This is a genomic window from Streptococcus dentasini (assembly GCF_053206945.1).
The window spans coordinates 26966-48877 of sequence record NZ_JBRUHS010000012.1 but is presented as its reverse complement, the minus strand read 5'-3'; the positions used below and the strand labels follow the sequence as shown (position 1 = coordinate 48877).

The window sequence follows — 21912 nt, the reverse complement described above, 5'->3', positions numbered from 1 at the left end:
ACTCCTTATTATCTCAAACGGCACAGCTAGACACACAGCCAGCCTTATTTTATAGTACACAAGGCTTTTACTTTTAAAAATAAAAATAGCCCCCTATTTGCCTAGGGAGCATTCCGACCTCTAAAAGAGGTGCCCGATAATTAGTATAGATTATCCAGAGGCTTTTGTCAATCAGAAAATCAAGCTTCCTCGTCGTCCTCATCATCTTCTTCGTCATCAGATTCATTTAAATCTACAGTATCCTCGTCTACGTCTTCATCGGGGATAATTTCGTTAATTTCTGAATCATAAGACTCAACTTCTGATTTCTCATCATCAGGATTTTCTTCATCGTACTCAACATCTGTTGGCGTAAAGTCATCCTCATCTTCTGGATCATCATCATTATAATCGATAGCATCTTCATCCCCATCCATGAAGGCATTAACACGCTTTTTCTTACGTTTAGGAACGTCTTCACCATTTTCTTCCAGTGTAATCACTTCTTCATCAATTTCATCAATGGCATACCATGACCGAAGTCCCCATTTATTTTCACCTAGAGGAATAAAGCTGCCATCAGTATTCAAATCTGAATAGAAAAATGGCAGAGCATAGCGAATATCAGCATCAGATGTTCCTAAGTAGTTTTGAATCTCATTGACTAAATCGCTGAAGTACATTTCATTATCGCGACCACGTGTCTCTAAAATAGCACGGGCAACTTCAATCATTGACAGTTCGCTCTTTTCTTGTCCAGCAAATACTTCTAATTCCAAGGCCGTTCTCCTTATTTTGTCATTAACTTATATTTTACGATATTTTTAGTAGTAAGTCAAAAATGATTTTCTTTATACATCCAAAAACAAACTAGTCTAACTGGTTGATTTTTTAACAAAAGCCAAGATATCCCGCATATCTTCGGCCATATAATCAGCCAGCGACTGATCAATACCGAGGCGATCTTCTCGATAAGCAAGGACCGTCAGATCTGCGCCTTTAGCCGCTGCTATCCCTGAAGGCGAATCTTCAATAGCCAGTGCTTCCCCACTTGAAATAGCCAAACGCTCAAGAACCGCCAAGTAGATTTCTGGATTTGGTTTACTCTTTTCAAAATCCTCGCCACTGACAATAGCATCAAAATACTCCTTAATACCGCAAGTTGTTAAAACAGTTTTAATATAATCTCTTTTTGTTGACGAGGCAAGAGCTAAGGCGATTCCCTCTGCCCTAGCATACTCTAAAACAGCCAAAACATCTTTACGAAACAGAGACAAACAATTTTCTTTGCGATATTTTACCCTCTCAATCTCACCTAGTCCAGCTGCAATTTCACTCAGGGAAAGCGACGTCTGACTGAGACGCTTTATTCTTTCTAAGAGGTCTTGTCCAGAGCGTCCAACCAGCTCCGAGAAATCCTTAAAAGTCAGTTGTGAGGGATTATGTGCAATCTGTTTAATATAATTCTGTTGCAGTTGAAAATCTAAATATTCTGTATCAACAATGACACCATCCATATCAAAAATAATCAACTTTATCATAATAACCTCTTCACGATGCCCTGGATCCTGCTTTCTATCAACTAGCTCAGCGTTATTCTAATCTTATGAGCAGCCGAATTTAAACAGCTAAAAAACGAGAGACTTGGAGTTCTCCCCAAGTCTCATCAACAAAGTCAAGATAAAAACTACTTGACACTCGCAGAACTAGTAATAGTTTCAATAGCTTTCTTCATAGTGATATCATGTTTCAGCATGTCAGACGAAAGCAGTGAACGAACCTGTTCAGCATCCATATTATATTCCGCAGCAAGATCTGTAATCTCTTTTTCAATTTCTTCGTCTGTTGCATCAAATCCTTCAGCAGCTGCAATCGCTTCGATAACAAGGTTTGTACGCACACGTTTATCAGCATCTGCTTCATATTGTTTGTGAAGATCGGCCTCAGTCGTACCTGTCAGTTGATAATACATATCAGGTGAAATTCCTTGTTGTTGCATATTGCTCAAGAATTCATTCATCGCACGGTGAACTTCATCATGTACCATTTCCTCTGGTAGTTCCGGAATTTCTGCATTTTCAACAGCCAATTCAAGCGCAGCGCCTTCAACAGCATCGTCATAAGCAATTTCTTTAGCAGCTTCTAACTCTTTGCGGTATTTAGCTTTCAACTCATCGAGTGTTTCCACTTCTTCGTCGATATCTTTAGCTAACTCATCATCAAGTTCTGGAACTTCTTTAGATTTAACTTCATGCACTGTTGTTGCAAAGACTGCGTCTTTACCAGCAAGATCATCAGCTTGATAATCCTCAGGGAAGGTTACATTGACTTCTACTTCATCACCAGCTTTAGAGCCAACCAACTGTTCTTCAAAGCCTGGAATAAATTGGCCTGAGCCAAGCTCAAGAGAGAAATTGTCTCCCTTGCCACCATCAAACTCCACGCCATCAACGGTACCGACAAAATCAATAACAACGGTATCTCCATTTTCAGCAGCAGCATCCTTAATAGTCAATTCAGCTAAATTGTTACGTTCACGCTCGATTTTGTCGTTAACTTCTTGCTCCGACACTTCCTTCGTTTCCTCAACAGAAACTTCAAGATTCCTATAGTCACCCAACTTAACTTCTGGTTTAGTTACAACTTCAGCCTTGATAACCCAATCCTGCCCCTTTTCCATTGAATCAACATCAATTTTAGGTTGAGCCACGACATCAAGCCCACTTTCAGATACAGCTGCATCGTAAGCTGTAGGTAAAATGCTATTCAAGGCATCTTCATAAAGCGCTTCCTCGCCAAAGCGTTGATTAAAGACAGCACGCGGCATATGCCCTTTACGGAACCCAGGAACATTTAAATCTTTTTTTACTTTATTGAAGGCTGTGTCAAGAGCTGGTTTAATTTGTTCTTGACTGATTGTAAATGTAAGCACACCGCGGTTAGCAGCCGTGTTTTCAAATGATACAGACATCTTTATCTCCTTAAAAAATCGTAATACACCTTAGTCTATCATAATTTAGGGGGTTTTAAAAGTTTTTTTATGCGAAATTCCCCGCTTATCAACTAAAAACTGCTACTTCCGCAAAAATTTGTTAGACTAATAGGCAGAAAGGATTTCTCTATGAATATCTTAAACAAATACTGGGAATCACTCCATTTGGAAGATATGGCAGTCACACTGCTGTCCAAAGTTATATCACTCGCTTTGCTGATTTTCGTCTTTATTATCGGTAAACGTATTGCAGACTGGGCCTTTAAAAAATTCTTTGAACGTTCTCCCCGTCTGTTGGGGCAAACCGAAGGAAGGCGTAAAACCTTGATAAAGCTCTTCCACAACATTATGAGTTACCTGCTCTATTTCATGCTTATCTACTGGATCTTAGCTATCCTAGGCCTACCTGTCTCTAGTCTAATTGCCGGAGCAGGGATTGCAGGTTTGGCTATCGGTTTAGGAGCACAAGGTTTTCTGTCTGATCTCGTCAATGGTTTTTTCATCCTTATTGAGCGGCAATTTGATGTTGGAGATTCCGTAACGGTAGACTCTGTTTCAGGAACAGTGTCCAGCGTGGGGATTCGTACGACAGAAATTCGAGATTTTGACGGAACACTGCATTTCATTCCAAATCGGCAAATTTTGCTGGTCAGCAACCAATCTCGCGGAGATATGCGGGCTCAAGTTGACATTCCTATCTATGCCACCACGAATCTTGATCGTGTGACTCAGATCATCAAGGAGGTTAATAGCCAAGAGGTTCCTAGCAATCCAGAAATTGTAGGGGTCCCTAATATCTTAGGTCCCCGAACAGCTATCAATGGGCAATTCGTTTTTCGAGTAGATATTTTTGTGCAAAATGGGCAACAGTTTCGTATCTACTCCAAATTTTTCCGTCTTTATCAGGAGGCATTATTGAAAGAGGGCATGACACTCCCCACCCCCAGTGCCCACATCATTCCACCAACATCAAAGAGCTGAGCTTAAGTCCAGCTCTTTTTATGACAGCAAACAACTACCACATTATCAGCTTTTAGGCTTTTCGAATAGAATCTTTTTCATGCAGAGCCCGGTCGCCTCCGATGAGTTTTGGGCGGCTAGCAAGGGCTGTTACATGAGCTCCTCCGAGTTCCCTTTGAATGGGAATCAGAGGAACTTGAACACGTTTAACATGCATGCCAATAAAGGTATCACCAATATCTAGACCTGCATGCGCAACAAGCTCTTCAACCTCAACAGGGTGCTCCATAAATTTAAATGCGGCTAGCTGACCACTGCCGCCAGCATGAAGACTGGGAAGCACATTAACCACCTCCAGCTGCTTTTCCTCTGCAACAGACTCTTCTACGACTAGGGCTCGATTGAGATGCTCACAGCCCTGAACAGCTAAATAGACATCACGCTTTTTCGTCTCATTTAAGACAGTCTGTACAACGACTTCACCAATTTCTAAGCTGGAGTTTTGGCCAATGCGACCACCAGCTACCTCACTGGAAGATAAGCCTAGGACAAAAATCTGTCCCGGTTTAATCGCAGAGCGTTCCAATATATCTACAATAATTCCTTCTGTTTGTTTTTTCAGTAGGTCTAAATCCATCATAACCTCATTTCTTAGGAAATAAATTTGAAAACAGCTTAAAAGCTATAAAGCCTATCACCGCACCAAGTATCGTCTGAAAAGAATTCCCCCATATCCCGGCGACAGCCGCTCCCCAGCCATAACCAAGTATCAAAGCAGCTAAAACATAAACACCGACCATAGTTATAGAGGCCAACAGCACTCCAACAAAGCGATATTTTCCTTGTAAACCAGCAAGGAGTCCCTGCAAACCATGAGCTAGCAAACTAAACAACATATACTGGGGGTAGCCCAACAATAGATCTAAAAGAAAAGCAGATATCCCCCCGACGGCTGCTCCGCCGCGACTACCCATATAAAAGGCGGTAAAGAAAACTCCTGCATCCAGCAAGGTCAAAAAACCAGTTGGAGAGGGAATATGAATAAAACCTAATACCGTACTAAGTGCCGCTAGCAAAGCTAGAAGTGTTAATTGATGTAGTCTAATTTGCCTCATAATTCTGTACTACTCCATACTGATCAGAATGTTGAATACCTTGATAAACGAAGTCCTTAGATATCCTTACTGCCTCGAAAATCTCCTTGCCAAGAACCAAGTGGCTAGCAATACTAGACGCGAAGGTGCACCCTGCTCCGACATTGTTTTTGTCAAGCACAGGGTAATCCAAAACTCTAAAATCTTCCCCATCGTAGAAAAGATCTACAGCTCTCTCAGAATCCAAGCGACTGCCCCCTTTAATAACAACTGTTGGAGCACCAAGTTGATGAAGAGTCTTAGCTGCAGATTTCATATCTTCCAGTGTCTTGATTTCCTGCTGGGCAAGCAACTCGGCTTCTGATAAATTCGGAGTCACTATAGTGATATTAGGGAAAAATTTTAATAATTCATCACGCAATGCACTGACTGCGACATCGTGTTTTTCCTTACAGACCAAAACAGGGTCTAAAACGATTGGTACTCCCTTGTGGTCTTCTATAAATTTCAATGCTTGGGTGGCAATGGCAGTATTTGGCAATAATCCCAGTTTAATAGCTCCAAAGGCAACAGGTTTCAGGCTATCCAACTGTGCCTTAAAGACCTGTCCATCTGTCGCAAACACCTCAAAGCCTTTTTCTGTCATAGCTGTCAAACACGTTACTGCCAAAAAACCACGCAGGCCATTAGCTGTATATGTATTGAGGTCTGCGTAAAGACCACCCCCGCTAAATACATCGTTTCCCGAAATAGCCAAAACATTAGTCATCATAGATAATCTCCTTCAGATAAAGGCCGTTGCCAGCAGCTGTCGGCCCAGCCAAATTACGATCCTTTGTCTCTAATACTGTCCTAACCTGATTTACAGGCATACGCCCATTGCCAATTTTCAAGAGAGTTCCTACCATATTGCGCACCTGCTTATAGAGGAAGCCATTACCAGTAAAAGTAAAAACTAAAAAGCCAGTCTTGGCATCAACCATCACCTCTGCCTTTGTAATCGTTCTCACCTTATTAGTCACCGAGCTCCCTGAAGCTGTAAAGCCAGTAAAATCATGGGTGCCCACTAAATCTTTGATAGCTTCCCGCATAGCAGCCAAATCAATAGGATAAGGATAGTGCGTTGCATAGGCCCGCATCATAGGATTCTTAGGACGGCCAATGTCAACAAGAAACTCATACGTCTTACTATGCTTATGATAGCGAGCATGAAAATCATCAGTCACTTGCTCAACACTAACCACATCAATATCTTCAGGTAACTGAGTATCCAACCCAAACCTCAGCTTTTCTTCATCACGAACCTGAGGTAAATCAAAATGAATGACTTGCCCATAGGCATGAACGCCACTATCCGTTCGTCCAGCTCCATGTACCTTTACAGGGAAACCACTGTTTAGCCGCTGCAAAGTTTTTTCTAACTCTTCTTGAACTGACCGTTCCTTAGTCTGCCTCTGAAAGCCAGCAAACAAGGTGCCATCATAAGAGATAATCGCCTTATATCTTACCATAGCCTTATTTTAGCATGATTAATCAGTCTCGCCCAGAGAAAAAGGTTCAATCTGTCTGGGGACAGATTGAACCTATAAAAACTATTCCATTTTATGTAGGAACAGCTACATTCGGGAATAGTTTCTTTTGATTTTGATAACTTAATGAGCTTGTTCTAAATATCTGCCCTTTGATTATAAATCTATTCACCATCAAAGGCGTCTTTAACCTTATCAAAGAATCCTTTTTTCTTAGGTTGAATACTGCTTTCGCCGCTAGCTGCTGCAAAAGCCAGCAGAGCCTCTTTTTGTGCCTCATTAAGCTTAGTAGGAGTGACAACATTAATCGTTACATGCTGATCTCCCTGACTGCCCCCGCGCAGACGAGGAGCTCCTTTACCCTTGAGACGGAAAGTTTTACCCGTTTGAGTACCTTCAGGAATCGTCATTTCAACATCACCATGGACTGTCGGTACCTCAACAGTATCTCCAAGAGCAGCTTGGGCAAAACTGATATTCAAGGTATAGTAAATAGTTGAACCATCACGTTCAAATTTCTTGCTTGGTAAGACATTAATAATAACGAAGAGATCACCGTAAGGACCGCCGTTAAACCCTGCTTCCCCTTGACCTTGCAAACGGATCTGTTGACCAGTTTCAACACCTGCTGGCACCTTAACAGAAACCTTATGTGATTTCTTTTCATGACCACTACCTTGACAAGTCGTACATGGATCCTTAATTTCCTTACCAGTACCATGGCAGACATCACAAGTCACCTGGCGGCGCATCATACCAAGGGGCGTTTGAGTATCTACATTGATCACACCTTGACCGTGACATCGACTGCAGGTCACGGGACTCGTTCCAGGCTTGGCCCCAGAACCATGACAGGTGTGACACTCAGCTTCCCGATTATAGGTAACATCTTTTTCAGCCCCAAAAACCGCCTCTTCAAATTTCAAGTTCAAGCGATATTGTAAATCATCACCTTGACGTGGCGCATTAGGATTGCGGCTAGTACCTCCACCAAAGAAACTGGAAAAGATATCTTCGAAACCACCGAATCCTGCGCTATCGAAACCGCCAAAACCGCCACCGAATCCTGCATTGGCACCGTCTGGTCCATACTGATCATAAGCAGCACGTTTTTGCTCGTCTCCCAAGGTTTCGTAAGCCTCTTGAATATCCTTGTATTTTTGCTCAGCCCCAGACTCTTTGTTGATGTCTGGGTGGTATTTCTTAGACATCTTACGATAGGCTTTTTTGATTTCATCTTGCGAGGCATCCTTGGACACCCCCAGACGGTCATAATATTCTTGATTGTTCATAATTTATGATACAAAAGGCGTTAAGAAAACCGTATGAAAATAGGAAACTGACGCAGTGTGTCAAACACACTAGGAAGTTTATCTTTTTCACTAGGTTTTTAGCCTGTGTTCGAATAAACGAACTTGTATTCCTTTCTATTGATGTACTATGAGAAAACAGAAAATCCTGATTTTCTAGACGATTTATCTTTTCACACAAATTTTTAGGGCGGGTTCAATTCCTTTCTATAAAGGTTTTTTCTGTGGACAAACTCCTAAGAGACTTAAAAAATAGAAAACTGTCCGATGATTCCTTGCATCTAGATAAAGTTTATCTTTTTGGCACAGTTCTTAGTCCGCGTTCAGTTGAGAACACCTGTATTTCTTTCTGTTTAAGCTTGGAAAATCCTTACCGAAAATTGATAAAATCGCTATCAAAATTGTAAAGAAATAATTAGTCAAAGTAGCTGATGGAAGCAGTTTACAGCACTTTTGTTTGTGACCTGTCCTCATCACTCTTATAGAGGTGAGACGACGAAATCACAACTCTGCTGATCGATTTTTGCCTTATTCTCAAAAACAGAGGCTGGGTTGCAACCTCTGATTAATAAAGTTATTTACTATTTTTATATTTCCTATAGTCCGACAATAAGCGCCCCCCTCTGGATCTCCCTTTTGAAGAAGACGGCCTCCTAAACTTTTTACAAAATCATCCTTTTTATTATTTAAGTCAATAGCATTATCTCGTTCAAATTTTAGTCTTTGATTTACTTTTTTTAAATGTTTGATTTGTAAATCACGATTCTGTTGATCTAATAATACAGATATTGAATCAGTAATTTTTCCCAATAAATCTTGTAAACTCATTCCTTGCTCCTATCACAAGTAGTTTTGTAACCATTCTGGCATATCTGGATCATCAATTCTCCAAGAATCTTGTAGACTCTCTGTCTCTTCCCACACGTTTTCATCACCATCAAAAAATTTGAACCTGTGACACTTATATTTTAAAACTTCATCATCCTCAAGTCTGTACTCGTTCCAGTAATAATTTTGCTTGCCATAGCCTTTCCACTCATTAGTTGTATAAATCGTTGACATGGCTCTCTCCTATCTCCTTTGAAGTTTATCGTAATTTTACTTCTCCGTGAACTCCCCATCTACAACATCATCGCCACCATTACCGTTATTGTCAGCTGAGTCAGTTGCTTGCGCACCTTCTGCTCCGGCAGCTGCCTGCTGCTCAGCAGCAGCTTGTTCGTAAAGTTTTACCGCAAGAGCTTGAGCTTTTTCATTGAGAGCTTCAAGTTTAGACTTCATGTCGTCAAGATTGCCTGATTCCTGAGCGGCTTTTAATTCATCAAGAGCTGATTGGGCTGCGTCACGTTCGCTATCGAAGCCTTTGCCTTCAGTTTCTTTAATGGTCTTTTCTGTTGCAAAGATCGCTTGGTCAACTTCATTCTTGAGGTCAACTTCTTCTTTACGCTTAGCATCAGCATCAGCATTAGCTTCCGCATCTTTCATCATACGATCGATTTCTTCTTCAGAAAGACCGTCATTTGACTTGATAACGATGTGTTGTTCTTTTTGCGTACCGAGGTCTTTAGCCTTAACAGATACGATACCGTTCTTGTCAATATCAAATGTTACTTCGATTTGTGGCACACCACGAGGAGCAGCTGGAATATCGGTCAATTGGAAGCGTCCCAAAGTCTTGTTGTCCGCTGCCATTGGGCGTTCACCTTGAAGAACGTGGATATCAACGGCTGGTTGGTTATCGGCTGCGGTTGAAAAGACTTGTGACTTAGAGGTTGGGATAGTTGTGTTGCGGTCAATCAACTTCGTGAAGACACCGCCCATAGTTTCGATACCAAGTGACAGTGGGGTAACATCAAGAAGCACGACGTCTTTGACATCGCCAGTAATCACACCACCTTGAATAGCAGCACCCATAGCAACCACTTCATCAGGGTTTACAGATTTGTTTGGTTCTTTACCAGTTTCAGCCTTAACTGCTTCAACAACAGCAGGGATACGCGTTGAACCACCAACCAAGATGACTTCATCAATTTCTGACAGGCTTAAATCAGCATCAGACAATGCTTGGCGAACAGGGGTCTTGGTGCGTTCAACAAGATCGCGAGTCAAATCATCGAATTTAGCACGTGTTAATGAGACTTCCAAGTGGAGCGGTCCAGCATCACCCGCAGTGATGAAAGGCAGGCTGATTTGTGTTTGGGTGACACCTGACAAGTCCTTCTTAGCTTTTTCGGCAGCATCTTTCAAACGTTGCAGAGCCATCTTGTCAGTTGACAGGTCAATTCCGTTTTCTTTCTTGAATTCATCAACCAAGAAATCAATGATTTTTTGGTCGAAATCGTCACCACCTAGTTTGTTGTCACCAGCAGTCGCCAATACATCGAAGACACCATCACCCAATTCAAGAATCGAGACATCAAAGGTACCACCACCAAGGTCAAACACTAAGATTTTTTCATCTTTATCTTGTTTATCAAGACCATAAGCAAGGGCTGCTGCAGTTGGTTCGTTGACGATCCGTTCGACTTCAAGACCAGCGATTTTACCAGCATCTTTAGTTGCTTGACGTTGCGCATCATTGAAGTAGGCCGGAACAGTGATGACAGCCTTTTCAACTTTTTCACCAAGATAATCTTCAGCATATCCCTTGATGTATTGCAGAATCATAGCTGAAATTTCTTGAGGAGTATATTCTTTATCATTGGCAGAAACTTTTTCAGAGGTTCCCATTTTAGACTTAATGGAAATAACCGTATCTGGGTTTGTTACTGCTTGACGCTTAGCGGCATCACCGACAATGATTTCCCCATTTTTAAATGAGACAACCGAAGGAGTTGTACGGTTACCTTCTGGGTTAGCGATAATTTTACTTTCAGTTCCTTCAAGAACGGCAACTGCTGAGTTTGTTGTTCCTAAGTCAATACCAATAATTTTAGACATAATACAAGATACCAAGAACATTGAAACAGTCCAGCGACTGCTATTAACGTTCAATTCCTTTCAAAATTTAAATTATTATTCTTGTTCGTTATTTACTAGTTTTCTGTCATTTCGGACAAGTCAGTCTGTTACTAGTTTGATAACAAAATCAATACCATTTTGCTATCGAGCTAGTAAGGAGTCTAGGCAATCCGCCATAGCGGTTGCCGTATAATGATGAGGCGTTTTAATGCCCATCATTATTGACTAGTTATACACCACCACCATAGCTGGCCGAAGCAGCCGATCGTGCAGTTTGTAGCCTTTTTGGAAGATTTCTGCAATACTGTCTGCTGGGTGCTCATCGTCAGCTGGTAAGGTCTGCACTGCCATGTGAAAATTGTGATCAAAGCTTTCGACTGTTACTTCTTCCACACCTTCTTCTTTGAGAGCTTGGATCAGGCTTTCTTGTACCATTTCCAAGCCTTTTTTCACATCATCGCTCAAGCCCTCAACCGCTAAAGCACGCTCCAAATTATCCAAACTAGGCAAAATCGCCTTAGCTAGATCCTGTGAACGATACTTTTGCAGCTGCTGGCGCTCTTCATTGGCACGTCGCTGAATATTTTGCATCTCCGCGTGAGCCCGCAGATATTTATTTTCAAAATCATCTGCCTTCGCAAGAGCTTCTTCAAGTTCTGATTTTTCAGGAGCCTCTTCATCATTATCGACTACAGTCGCCTCCTGTTGATTTTCTTCATCTTCAGAAACCGCTGTCACTGTCTCTTCAGCAGCCTCTTCGTTTTCTTTTTTAATATCTTCTGACATAATGCCTCCTATTTAATTTACCTCGTAATGATTACTGCTAAGATAGCGATAAAAATCCGCTAACTTCATCGTTAAAACCCGACTAACAATGCTAAGAAGTCCCAAAGTCCGCTGATAATCTACAGTAACAGGCCCCATAAGACTCAAGCTACCGAATCCACGATAAGGGATTAAAAATTTGTAGGATAACTGAGTCAAAGCCTTAAGCCCTTGTTGATTTTCTTCAGCCAATCGAATAACATAAGGCTGCTCATCTTGAAATTGTTTTCTAATATCCAGAGCCAACTCTTGATTATTATCAAACAAGCGATAGGTTTTAACATCAGCATATCTGAGGAGATTCTCTTTACCAGATAAGAACAGTTTTTCTACAAACATTTCCTTAAAGATATGTTCAAATAATTCCAAGACATTATCTGTTACCTTGAAATAGCGTTGGACAATCTGCGGGATCTCAGTTCGAATCCGATAATGAATTTCCATCACTGTTTGCCCTAAAAAGCGTTCACATACCAGATTGCTTAAAGTGGCTAAATCCTCATCAAGAAAATTCTTGGGAATAGCAAACTGACTTGTAACAGTATTGGAATCATCAAAAGTCATGACAGCTAGAGCATCGTGGTGACTGAGCTTTACAATATCAAAAGCGCTCAAGCGCTGATTGCTAGGTTCAACATCCAGAGCAACAGCAGTACAGCCAGTCAGCTTCGCCAAAATATCACTAGCCTTTTGTAACAAATCCTCTAATTTAAAAAATTCAAAATCAAAAGCCTTGACGACCTCATAGACATCCGCTTCATCAACACGCTCAAGATTTAACAAATGATTGACATAGTATTGAAAACCTTGACGACTGGGCAAGCGACCACTTGATGTATGAGCTTTTTCCAATAAACCAATTTTTTCTAAAGCAGCCATATCATTACGAATCGTAGCACTGCTAGAAGCAATGTAGTTCTGTAAAAGCTTTGATCCGACAGGTTCATGAGTCTGTGTAAACAATTCAATAATGACAGACAAAATATCATTTTGACGCTGTGTAATCATCCCCAACACCTCCTGTCAGATTTAGCACTCTTATGACACGAGTGCTAACTTATGTTTCTATTATACTGCTCTAAAAATTGATGTCAAGGGAAAAACTCAAAAAATTAGCACTCTTTCAAAAAGAGTGCTAAAAAACTTATTTCTTCTGCAATTGGGCAATAGGTTAGGAACCTTCCATCCACCTCATTTATCATACTTTGTTAGCTGATGCTTCTGAATAATAGCAGTCAGTTTATCCGCATAATGAGGATCAGGACTAACGCCAGCTTTTTGCAAGGCTTGAACAGCAGTCGTGTATTCCTCAGCTGTTGCTACTGTTGTATAAAGCTGGGTCCCCCACAGTCCAGAACTCAATGCCTCCATATAAGCCGAAAGGCTACTCTGCCAGTCCGTATAAATGGCGTAAGGCTGCTTAACTGTCCGCCATTGACCCGATTCGTAAGACTGAGTCGTTAAAACAATCCTTGCCTGTCCTGATTGTGCTAACATACCTGTATAGTTGTGATAACGCACCGCTAGTAAATTAGAGCCATAGTCAGACGACTGAGCCATCTGGGCAATGATAATAGAAGCTTTGACTCCATACGCTTTGGATAGTTTTTGAGCAGTTGGAGCAACCTCCTTGATAAAAGCTTCCTGACTATAGTGAGATACCACCTTAGTGTTGGCAGCCTTAGTTCTCATGTTAAAAAGCAAGGGCAAAAGGATAAGGGCTAAAACAAAGCCAAAAACAATTATAAAAGGCCGAAATTTTAGCCTAGTTCTCATAAATATACCTCCTTACTTATTTCTTCTTGAGCACTGCAAGGTACTCTTCCAAGCTTAGATCATGCTCCGTCATATATTTGGCCGAGGCCTTACCGACATAGCGGAAATGCCAGTCTTCATAGTCTACGCCTGTTGAGTCACTTTTGCCCTTTTCAAAGCGTAACACAAAACCATATCGGGGGGCCAACTTCTTAATTTGAGAAACAACAGTTGGATCGCTTTCGTTAAGATTGTCAACGGTACTCATATCAATAGCTAAACCTGTCTGATGTTCACTAGCACCTGCCGGCTGCGAATAGGTTTTGACCTTTTCCTTGGCCTCATCCTCGCTCAAACTAGGATCACTGGACATTTCTTGTTTAACATAAGAACTAAAGAGCTCCTCCTGGTAGGCGACACTGCGATAGCCTGAAATCAAATGCTCACTGCTATCAATTTGTTGGGCCGCCGCTAAAAAATCTCTAACATTATCAGCAATCCGAGAATCCACCTCTATATTATCCACTGAAGTCAATTCAGGATTAAGTTCTTCTGTAAGATTATCCCGATTGACAAGAATCAGCTGCCAATCGTCTGCTGAAACACTTGGTAATTCTGCAGTTGCTTTAGACTCTTTCATAGCAGATTGATGAGAAGACGAATTGACTTGAGACTGGTGAGATTCTTGTTTATCACGAACATAGGCAACACCAAAAATAATTAGCAGGGCAGCGATAAAAGCTACCAAGAGATTGCGATTACGACTTTTCATACACTTCCTTTTCTAACAATTCTCTGCCTTTTTGGCGATAAGACATATCACCGATAGCATCAATATGAAATCGACCTTCTTCATAAGTCAGCTGACAAACACTGCCATTATCTAGAGCTAGACTGCGCGGTAAAGTTGAATCCAGCAGTCCCATCAGTGTGCCGATAGTCATACCGTGGCTAACTACGATAGCATCACCACCCCCTTGACTCTCAACTTCCTTAGCAATATCGGTAAATCCCGAAAGGATCCTTTCCCTCAGCACATCCCAAGGCTCAGCCCAGCCTGCTGTATCAACGGCTAAAATAGCATCAGCCATATCCTTATATGTCAGCTCTTCAATAGGCTTATCAAAAACCCGTGGCATAACACCGTTAAAGAGTTCAGCATCATACCCTCCGTCCAAGCTACCAAAGCACCACTCTCGAATCCGCTTATCCCGCTTATAAGGGATCGTCTCTTGCCCCAGTTCACTCAGGATAATTTCCATCGTCTGTAGAGTCCGGCCACTGTCGCTAGAGTAAGCCGCAGCAAAATGCAAACCGGCCGCTTTCAAGCCAAGACCCAACTCCTTGATTCCTTTTTCTCCATCTTTCGTCAAGGGTGTATCTGACCACCCCTGCGCCCGACCAATTGTATTAAACATGGTTTTCCCGTGACGGGCAATAAATAGTCGTGTTTTTGCCATAATAAGACCTTCTCCCGAGTTTTTTATTATTATACCAAATTTAAGCCAATTAAAACACCTATCAAAAAATAGGTGTCCAATAATTAATTTTTAAAACTATGAATAGGGGCAGGAATCTGACCACCTCTCGCAATAAAATCTGCAGATGATTTCTTGTTGACAGACATAACCGGGGCTGCGCCCAACAGACCGCCGAATTCGATCATATCGCCTTCTTTTCCTTTAGGAATAATGCGCACCGCTGTTGTTTTCTGATTAATTACGCCGATAGCTGCCTCATCAGCAATCATGGCCGCAATAGTCTCTGCTGGGGTCTCCTCGGGAATAGCAATCATGTCTAAACCAACCGAACAAATCGCTGTCATTGCTTCTAATTTTTCCAGATTCAGAGAACCGCTTTGCACTGCTGCAATCATCCCTTCATCCTCCGACACAGGGATAAAGGCACCGGATAGACCGCCAACTTGGTTGCAGGCCATAACACCGCCCTTTTTGACTTGGTCATTAAGCAGAGCCAGCGCTGCCGTTGTCCCATGAGTGCCGACTGCCTCCAGCCCCATTTCTTCAAGAACTCGAGCAACTGAATCGCCGACTGCCGGAGTCGGAGCAAGCGACAGATCAACAATACCAAACTTAACACCCAAGCGCTCCGACGCCAAACTGCCTACTAGTTGGCCAATTCGAGTAATTTTGAAAGCTGTCTTTTTAACTGTTTCAGCGACAACGTCAAAGCTTTGACCGCGAACTTTTTCCAAAGCACGCTTAACCACCCCTGGTCCTGAGACACCAACATTGATGACAACATCGGCTTCACCTACACCGTGAAAAGCACCTGCCATGAAAGGATTGTCCTCAACAGCATTGGCAAAAACAACCAGCTTAGCAGGGCCCATCTCAGAAGCTGCCGAAGTCTCCTTGATAATGCGCCCCATATCACGTACTGCAGTCATATTGATACCAGACTTGGTTGATCCGATATTGACAGATGAACAGACAAAGTCAGTCTCAGCCAAAGCTTGGGGAATAGAATTGATGAGAATTTCATCTCCCTTTTGATAGCCCTTTTGCACCAATGCTGAAAAACCGCCGATAAAATTAATACCAATCTTTTTGGCTGCGCGATCCAGCGCCTTAGCTAAAGGAACATAACTGTCCGCATCCGTCGCTGCGCCAATGATGGAAATAGGTGTTACAGAGATACGTTTGTTGACAATTGGAATCCCCAATTCAGCTGAAATTTCATCCCCAACTTCAACCAACCTGCTCGCCTTATCAACAATTTTTTGGTAGACTTTTTCAGCAGCTCTACTGATATCTGAATCAATGCAATCAAGAAGAGAGATACCCATGGTAATGGTACGAACATCAAAATTCTGCTCTTCAATCATGGCTATGGTTTCTGTGACCTGCTTAATATCCATTTCCTTACCCCCTTATAAATTGTGCATGGCATCAAAAATAGCAGAGCTTTGAATATTAATCTTAACCTGCAGCCTCTCTCCTAGCGCTTCCAACTCAGAGCGCAAAATAGCAAAGTCCTTCTTCTCTTCTGAAGAAACTATGGCCATCATCGTAAAATACTCATCTAAAATAGTTTGAGTAATATCATCAATGTTAAGACCTAAATCAGCTATTTTAGTTGAAACGCCAGCCACAATTCCTTGGGTATCTTTCCCAACAACGGTAATAATCGCTTTCATGTTAAACACCTCTTCGTTTAATATTGTTAGTATTTTATCATATAAATAAGCTTTTTTCTACGAATATTCGGGGCGAAAGGCTTAATTCCCGAACTTTTGGAATTAAAAAGAGTCTGGGAGAAAAGTCCAGACCCGTTAGCATTATCCTAGATTTACTAGATCGACGCAGTGGTTGGCGATCCTTATCTTGAGGTGCAGTCCTATTTTTAGACGACTCTTAAACAGTCCAGTGGAGTTTGGCAGTCTGGGGATAGACTGCCAAGGCCTGCCACCTAAAAACAAGAAAGTGGCAGAGGTTTGAACCATAAAATAAGAGAGCGAGGAAAATCAAAATCGTGATTTTACCACGATTTACTGATTGGGCCTCACTCTCTGTGCTAAATTGAATACGCTCTAAACTCGGTATCTAGATAAGCCTCCTTGTACGCAAGGCTACCTTCTTAAAATCTTAGTTGCTTCTATGAACCCAGTATTTTTAGAATAAAAGCAGCCTGCAATACTTGCAAAAGGAGGAAAGCTTCCCAAAGTTTGCCTCTACATCCCTATTTTGCTTTGAGCGTAAAAGGCTTAATACCTTAATTATTAAGGGCAGCAGCCATTGTTGCAGCAACTTCGTTTTCAAAGTCATTAGAAGCTTTTTCGATACCTTCACCAACTTCAAAGCGCGCAAATTCGGTAACTTTGGCATTTACTGAGTCAAGATAGGCTTCAACCGTCTTGCTGTCATCCATGATGTACACTTGGGCAAGTAATGTGTATTCCTGGTCAACTTTAGTATTGTCCAACATGAAGCGGTCCATTTTACCTGGGATGATTTTATCCCAGATTTTTTCTGGTTTGCCTTCAGCTTGCAATTCAGCTTTGATGTCCGCTTCTGCTTGAGCAAGCACATCATCTGTCAATTGACCCTTAGAGCCGTATTTCAAGTGCGGAAGAGCTGGTTTGTTAACCATAGCACGGCTTTCGTTATCTTGATCGATTTTGTGGTTCATTTGAGCCAATTCGTCCTTGATGAATTGCTCATCCAATTCCTTGTAAGAGAGCACTTTAGGACTCATGGCTGCAATATGCATGGAGACTTGCTTAGCCAAAGCCTCATCGCCACCTTCAACCACGGAAATAACACCGATACGGCCACCATTGTGTTGGTAAGCGCCAAAAACTTGATTATCTGCCTTTTCCAATACTTGGAAACGACGGAATGAGATTTTTTCACCGATAGTCGCTGTAGCGTTTACATAGGCAGCTTCAAGTGTATCACCTGAAGGCATTACCAGTGCAAGAGCTTCTTCGTTGTTAGCTGGTTTGCTTTCAGCAATCACTTTAGCCGTTTCATTAACAAGGTCAACAAATTGAGCATTTTTCGCAACAAAGTCTGTTTCAGCGTTAACTTCAACAACTGCAGCTACGTTACCAGCAACGTAAACACCTGTCAAGCCTTCAGCGGCAACGCGGTCTGCTTTTTTAGCAGCCTTAGCCATACCTTTTTCACGCAGCAACTCGACCGCCTTTTCGATATCGCCATCAGTTTCTACAAGTGCTTTCTTAGCGTCCATGACGCCAGCACCAGATTTTTCACGCAATTCTTTAACAAGCTTTGCAGTAATTTCTGCCATGATTCATCCTCCAAATAATATATGAATAATAATTGAACTCATCCACGACACTGTGTAAAAGATGAAGCTTTCTTGAATGCCCATGCATCCTCGTTGCCCTCACTATTTATATCGTATCGCTGACGGTTTAGTGTCTTAAAATCAAGCACGTTTTAAAAGCCCGACATTTGAGATAAGTCACTTTGTGCTCAAGCACACGAAACTGGTACTTTCCTAAATCCTCAGCCGCTTTTTACGAGCTCATATCTTAATATAAAAGAGCGAGGGCTGAGCCCTGCCCTTTAGGCTTTTTCATTTTCTAAAGTTTATTCGTTGTCGCCTTCAACTACTTCAACGATTTCTTCCATTGAATCTGCAGCATTTTCGCTAGCTGCCAGTTCTTCTTCAACAGAGCTGTCTTCACCTTGGTTTCCTTCGATGATAGCATCTGCCATCTTAGAAGTGATCAACTTGACGGCGCGGATAGCATCATCATTGGCTGGGATAATAACATCGATGTCATCTGGATCTGTGTTGGTATCAACCATAGCCACAACTGGAATACCAAGTTTCTTAGCTTCTTTAACAGCGATTTGTTCTTTATGTGGATCAACAACGTACATCACATCTGGGATGCGTGGCATATCTTCGATACCGCCCAAGAATTTTTCAAGACGGGCACGTTGTTTGTTAAGAAGGGCAACTTCTTTCTTAGGAAGAACTTCAAAAGTTCCTTCTTCTTCCATACGTTTGATTTCTTTGAGGCGTGCGATGCGTTTTTGGATAGTATCCCAGTTTGTCAAGGTACCACCCAACCAACGGTGGTTGATGAAATATTGACCAGCACGTGTAGCTTCTTCAGCGATAGCTTCAGCTGCTTGCTTTTTAGTACCAACAAACAAGATCACTGCTTCGTTCGCTGCTGCATCACGAATGAAATCGTAAGCTTGATCAGCCAATTTTACAGTTTGTTGAAGGTCGATAACGTGAATACCGTTACGCTCTGTAAAGATGTACTTAGCCATCTTAGGGTTCCAGCGGCGAGTTTGGTGACCGAAGTGAACACCAGCCTCAAGAAGTTGTTTCATTGAAATTACTGCCATGAGTAGTTTCTCCTTTAAATTGTTTTTTTCCTCTCTTGGATTTCAGCTCGCAAGCCAACTCTAAGAGCAACAGACTCACGATTCATCCAGGATGAGTATTATCACCTAACTGGCGACCTTACCATAATAGCAAATTTCATAGGATAAATCAAGCTAATTTGACTTGACTAGGACAAGAATTTAAGATAAAATATAATGCGTTATAAGGCGGTATAGCCAAGTGGTAAGGCACGGCTCTGCAAAAGCTTGATCGTCGGTTCAAATCCGTCTACCGCCTTCTAGTGTTAACGCTACTCGTAGCACTTAATCCGTTGAAAAGCCTCTTCAAGGCTTTCTATTTTAGCCATCAGTTTTGAACAGTAAAAGACATTTATTGGCGTGGGTAAAGAGTGGGGGATATTTCCTTTTCTTATCATTATTACAAACTATTTAAAAGGCTGAGATTCTTTAATTAAATCTTGCCTTATTTTTGTGTTTCTAGTATAATACAAGCTAAGGAGATGTTTATGATTATGAAAAAATTGACCTATTTGACTTTAACAGTTGCTGCAGCGACTGTTCTGGCTGTTTTTCTTAATCTTGATAAGGCTAGAACTGACGCCACAGCCCTAGTAACGAATACCCAGTCCAGCAGTCAAGATACTGCTGCTTCGTCGACTCCAAGTAGTGATGTTACCACTGTTCCATTAGAGACAACTATTGTTAAGGCCTCCCCAGGCCAATATACTATTCCAGAAGGAACCAAAGTAACGGTTAATGAAAATCAAACCTTCAAAGCAGCCTATGATGATGGCTCAACTTTAACGACCTACGCTGATAATACTTACTACTATAAATCTTCAGAAGGTGCTGAAGCGCGGACCTATACTGATGAGACCTATTTCCTGACAACGGATACAGGGATTTCTCTTACTACTTATGAGGATGGGTCCTATCAGGTCAATCTAACTGACGGAACGACTGTAGATCCGTCTAATTCTACCGACCTTGCTAGTGTACAGAGTCAGTATAATCTGCCGCGCATTGACACCTATAACCAAATGGTTCAGGATGTTGTTGAGGATGTCAACCAAGGGACTTAATGCTTATATAAGTTTAGCAGAGACTTATACCATTATTGTAAGACCTGTTTTCCTGTATGACACGGGAGTCAGGTCTTTTTTATTTGGCCCTTTATAAACTGTAGTGGGTGACTTATAGTTACGAGCATCCAAGGCAGGCGTTATCCATGGGAACTTCTGTTTAGGTCATAGACAAGAAAGGTATTTGCCTGTACAAGCTTGATGACTAATGGCTCTATAATTTCTGTAGTGGGTAAGATTATAGGGCTTTTTGACTACCAAAAAAGTCTCCTCCACTCTATTTAAAGTGAAGAAGACTCTTTGTCCAATCACGTTCTAATAAAGTTCCGAGACTTACTTATATCACAGGATCTACATTCAGTTCTGGGATAATTCTTGTCAAAAACTGCTTGGTACGCCCTTGTTTGGGATGTACAAAAATAACTTCAGGACTGCCTTGCTCAACGATATGACCATCTGCCATGAAAATAACATGATTAGCTACATCGCGCGCAAAGCTCATCTCATGAGTTACCACAACCATAGTAACTCCTTCATCAGCTAAGGTCTTCATAACCTTTAAGACATCACCAATCAGCTCAGGATCCAAGGCTGATGTTGGCTCATCAAAAAAGATAATATCGGGTCTTACCGCAATCGCTCTGGCAATGCCAATACGCTGTTGCTGTCCCCCTGACAGTTGACTAGGATAGTAGTCTTTGCGATCCAAGAGTCCCACTTTTTTTAAGGATTCTTCCGCAATTCTGATAGCCTCATCTTTAGGGACTTTTCTTGCAACAACTAATCCTTCTGTAATATTTTCTAGAGCTGTTTTATTGGCAAAGAGATTATAGTTTTGAAAAACAAACGCTGTTTTCCTACGAATTTCAAGGATCTCCTTTCGTGTCAAATGACTTAAGTCATAAACATGGCCATCTAGATTTATTTGACCACTATCAGCCTGCTCTAGATAGTTGAGGCTGCGAAGAAGGGTTGTCTTCCCTGAGCCAGATGGTCCTAATATAGCAACGACATCCCCTTTCTTGACTGTTAAATCTACACCATCAAGAACTTTTTTATCAGCAAATGATTTTTTAAGATTAGAAACCTTCAGCATCCTTATCCCCCTCTATTTTCATGTTCATAAAACGCCCGAGTTCTTCTATCCCCTGTCTCAGAACAGCTGTATCAGATACGAGACTGATTCGGATATGACCACGTCCTGCTGCTCCAAATGCTGAGCCTGCAACAACTGCTAGACCATGCACCTTTAACAGCTCATTTGCAAAAGCTAGGTCATCCCAACCTTGAGGCAGAGTAATCCAGAGAAAAAATGTTCCACTTGAAGGTGAGACCGAAATATCATAATTTTTCAATAAACGCATCGCCAGCTGACGGCGCTCTTTATAGAGTCTTCTCAAGCCATCCCTTTCCTCTCTTGTATGCTTCAGGGCGTAACTCGCTGCATCTTGGACAGCTCCAAAAGTACCTCCTACTGATGAGCGTATGTACTGCTCCAAAAGCTTTATAATGTCCTTGTTACCAACTGCAAAGGCTATCCGCCAGCCCGCCATATTAAAAGTTTTCG

Annotated in this window: 24 protein-coding genes and 1 tRNA gene; 3 read left to right on the top strand and 22 right to left on the bottom strand. The window is 41.7% G+C overall.

All coding sequences use genetic code 11. The annotated features are described in order from the left end of the window. Window positions 1-179: 179 nt before the first annotated feature. From rpoE to tig, 3 genes are all read right to left on the bottom strand, one after another. The gene (rpoE, locus tag ACVR1G_RS09090; protein WP_447452861.1) at window positions 180-758 is read right to left on the bottom strand and encodes a DNA-directed RNA polymerase subunit delta; all 579 of its coding nucleotides are present in this window, start codon (window positions 756-758) and stop codon (window positions 180-182) included. A gap of 96 nt (window positions 759-854) precedes the next feature. Beyond that, the gene (locus tag ACVR1G_RS09085) at window positions 855-1520 is read right to left on the bottom strand and encodes an HAD family hydrolase (protein WP_447452860.1); all 666 of its coding nucleotides are present in this window, start codon (window positions 1518-1520) and stop codon (window positions 855-857) included. A 146-nt stretch (window positions 1521-1666) separates the two neighbouring features. Further along, window positions 1667-2950: a trigger factor gene (tig, locus tag ACVR1G_RS09080; RefSeq protein WP_447452859.1), complete on the bottom strand. Its 1284-nt coding sequence runs from the start codon at window positions 2948-2950 to the stop codon at window positions 1667-1669. Between the two features lie 150 nt (window positions 2951-3100). On the opposite strand from tig, the gene ACVR1G_RS09075 reads away from it, so the two are divergent. Then, the gene (locus ACVR1G_RS09075; protein ID WP_447452858.1) at window positions 3101-3952 is read left to right on the top strand and encodes a mechanosensitive ion channel family protein; all 852 of its coding nucleotides are present in this window, start codon (window positions 3101-3103) and stop codon (window positions 3950-3952) included. Window positions 3953-4004: 52 nt separating this feature from the next. On the opposite strand, the gene ACVR1G_RS09070 is transcribed toward ACVR1G_RS09075, so the two are convergent. The 17 genes from ACVR1G_RS09070 to rpsB form a co-directional block, all read right to left on the bottom strand. After that, a complete protein-coding gene (locus ACVR1G_RS09070; protein ID WP_447452873.1) occupies window positions 4005-4568 on the bottom strand; it encodes a TIGR01440 family protein in 564 nt (187 codons plus the stop codon). A gap of 7 nt (window positions 4569-4575) precedes the next feature. Beyond that, window positions 4576-5046 carry an ECF transporter S component gene (locus ACVR1G_RS09065; protein WP_447452857.1) on the bottom strand — a complete coding sequence of 157 codons (471 nt, stop codon included), beginning with the start codon at window positions 5044-5046 and terminating at the stop codon, window positions 4576-4578. Next, the gene (locus tag ACVR1G_RS09060) at window positions 5033-5794 is read right to left on the bottom strand and encodes a bifunctional hydroxymethylpyrimidine kinase/phosphomethylpyrimidine kinase (RefSeq protein WP_447452872.1); all 762 of its coding nucleotides are present in this window, start codon (window positions 5792-5794) and stop codon (window positions 5033-5035) included. Before ACVR1G_RS09060 ends, ACVR1G_RS09065 begins: the two co-directional genes overlap by 14 nt. Continuing rightward, a complete protein-coding gene (gene truA / locus ACVR1G_RS09055; RefSeq protein ID WP_447452856.1) occupies window positions 5787-6536 on the bottom strand; it encodes a tRNA pseudouridine(38-40) synthase TruA in 750 nt (249 codons plus the stop codon). Before truA ends, ACVR1G_RS09060 begins: the two co-directional genes overlap by 8 nt. A 182-nt stretch (window positions 6537-6718) precedes the next feature. Then, window positions 6719-7846 carry a molecular chaperone DnaJ gene (dnaJ, locus tag ACVR1G_RS09050; RefSeq protein WP_447452855.1) on the bottom strand — a complete coding sequence of 376 codons (1128 nt, stop codon included), beginning with the start codon at window positions 7844-7846 and terminating at the stop codon, window positions 6719-6721. 552 nt (window positions 7847-8398) lie between these two features. After that, window positions 8399-8692, bottom strand: coding sequence for a hypothetical protein (locus ACVR1G_RS09045; RefSeq protein ID WP_447452854.1), 294 nt, complete (start codon window positions 8690-8692; stop codon window positions 8399-8401). 12 nt (window positions 8693-8704) lie between these two features. Beyond that, a complete protein-coding gene (locus tag ACVR1G_RS09040; RefSeq protein WP_447452853.1) occupies window positions 8705-8926 on the bottom strand; it encodes a hypothetical protein in 222 nt (73 codons plus the stop codon). 36 nt (window positions 8927-8962) lie between these two features. Further along, window positions 8963-10804, bottom strand: a complete 1842-nt coding sequence (gene dnaK / locus ACVR1G_RS09035; RefSeq protein WP_447452852.1) for a molecular chaperone DnaK — start codon at window positions 10802-10804, stop codon at window positions 8963-8965. Window positions 10805-11050: 246 nt separating this feature from the next. Next, window positions 11051-11611: a nucleotide exchange factor GrpE gene (grpE, locus tag ACVR1G_RS09030; RefSeq protein WP_447452851.1), complete on the bottom strand. Its 561-nt coding sequence runs from the start codon at window positions 11609-11611 to the stop codon at window positions 11051-11053. Between the two features lie 12 nt (window positions 11612-11623). Then, window positions 11624-12658 (bottom strand): heat-inducible transcriptional repressor HrcA, encoded by a 1035-nt coding sequence (hrcA, locus tag ACVR1G_RS09025; protein ID WP_447452850.1) that lies wholly within the window; start codon window positions 12656-12658, stop codon window positions 11624-11626. A 183-nt stretch (window positions 12659-12841) separates the two neighbouring features. Further along, a complete protein-coding gene (locus ACVR1G_RS09020) occupies window positions 12842-13426 on the bottom strand; it encodes a glycoside hydrolase family 73 protein (RefSeq protein WP_447452849.1) in 585 nt (194 codons plus the stop codon). A 16-nt stretch (window positions 13427-13442) separates the two neighbouring features. Further along, window positions 13443-14177, bottom strand: coding sequence for a M15 family metallopeptidase (locus ACVR1G_RS09015; protein WP_447452848.1), 735 nt, complete (start codon window positions 14175-14177; stop codon window positions 13443-13445). Beyond that, a complete protein-coding gene (locus tag ACVR1G_RS09010; RefSeq protein ID WP_447452847.1) occupies window positions 14164-14865 on the bottom strand; it encodes a histidine phosphatase family protein in 702 nt (233 codons plus the stop codon). Before ACVR1G_RS09010 ends, ACVR1G_RS09015 begins: the two co-directional genes overlap by 14 nt. Before the next feature lie 83 nt (window positions 14866-14948). Next, on the bottom strand, window positions 14949-16286 hold the full coding sequence (locus ACVR1G_RS09005; RefSeq protein ID WP_447452846.1) for a PFL family protein: 1338 nt from the start codon (window positions 16284-16286) through the stop codon (window positions 14949-14951). 12 nt (window positions 16287-16298) lie between these two features. Next, window positions 16299-16565: an ACT domain-containing protein gene (locus ACVR1G_RS09000; protein WP_447452845.1), complete on the bottom strand. Its 267-nt coding sequence runs from the start codon at window positions 16563-16565 to the stop codon at window positions 16299-16301. A 575-nt stretch (window positions 16566-17140) separates the two neighbouring features. Further along, window positions 17141-18181: a translation elongation factor Ts gene (gene tsf / locus ACVR1G_RS08995; RefSeq protein ID WP_447452844.1), complete on the bottom strand. Its 1041-nt coding sequence runs from the start codon at window positions 18179-18181 to the stop codon at window positions 17141-17143. Between the two features lie 305 nt (window positions 18182-18486). Continuing rightward, window positions 18487-19263, bottom strand: coding sequence for a 30S ribosomal protein S2 (gene rpsB, locus ACVR1G_RS08990; protein ID WP_447452843.1), 777 nt, complete (start codon window positions 19261-19263; stop codon window positions 18487-18489). 206 nt (window positions 19264-19469) lie between these two features. Between rpsB and ACVR1G_RS08985 the strand changes: the two genes are divergently transcribed. Both ACVR1G_RS08985 and ACVR1G_RS08980 read left to right on the top strand, forming a co-directional pair. Beyond that, window positions 19470-19540, top strand: a tRNA-Cys gene (locus ACVR1G_RS08985). A 229-nt stretch (window positions 19541-19769) separates the two neighbouring features. Further along, window positions 19770-20345 (top strand): hypothetical protein, encoded by a 576-nt coding sequence (locus ACVR1G_RS08980; RefSeq protein ID WP_447452842.1) that lies wholly within the window; start codon window positions 19770-19772, stop codon window positions 20343-20345. 337 nt (window positions 20346-20682) lie between these two features. On the opposite strand, the gene ACVR1G_RS08975 is transcribed toward ACVR1G_RS08980, so the two are convergent. Then, window positions 20683-21441 (bottom strand): amino acid ABC transporter ATP-binding protein, encoded by a 759-nt coding sequence (locus ACVR1G_RS08975; RefSeq protein ID WP_447452841.1) that lies wholly within the window; start codon window positions 21439-21441, stop codon window positions 20683-20685. Beyond that, window positions 21425-21898, bottom strand: coding sequence for an aminotransferase class I/II-fold pyridoxal phosphate-dependent enzyme (locus ACVR1G_RS08970; RefSeq protein ID WP_447452840.1), 474 nt, complete (start codon window positions 21896-21898; stop codon window positions 21425-21427). Before ACVR1G_RS08970 ends, ACVR1G_RS08975 begins: the two co-directional genes overlap by 17 nt. Window positions 21899-21912: the final 14 nt, after the last annotated feature.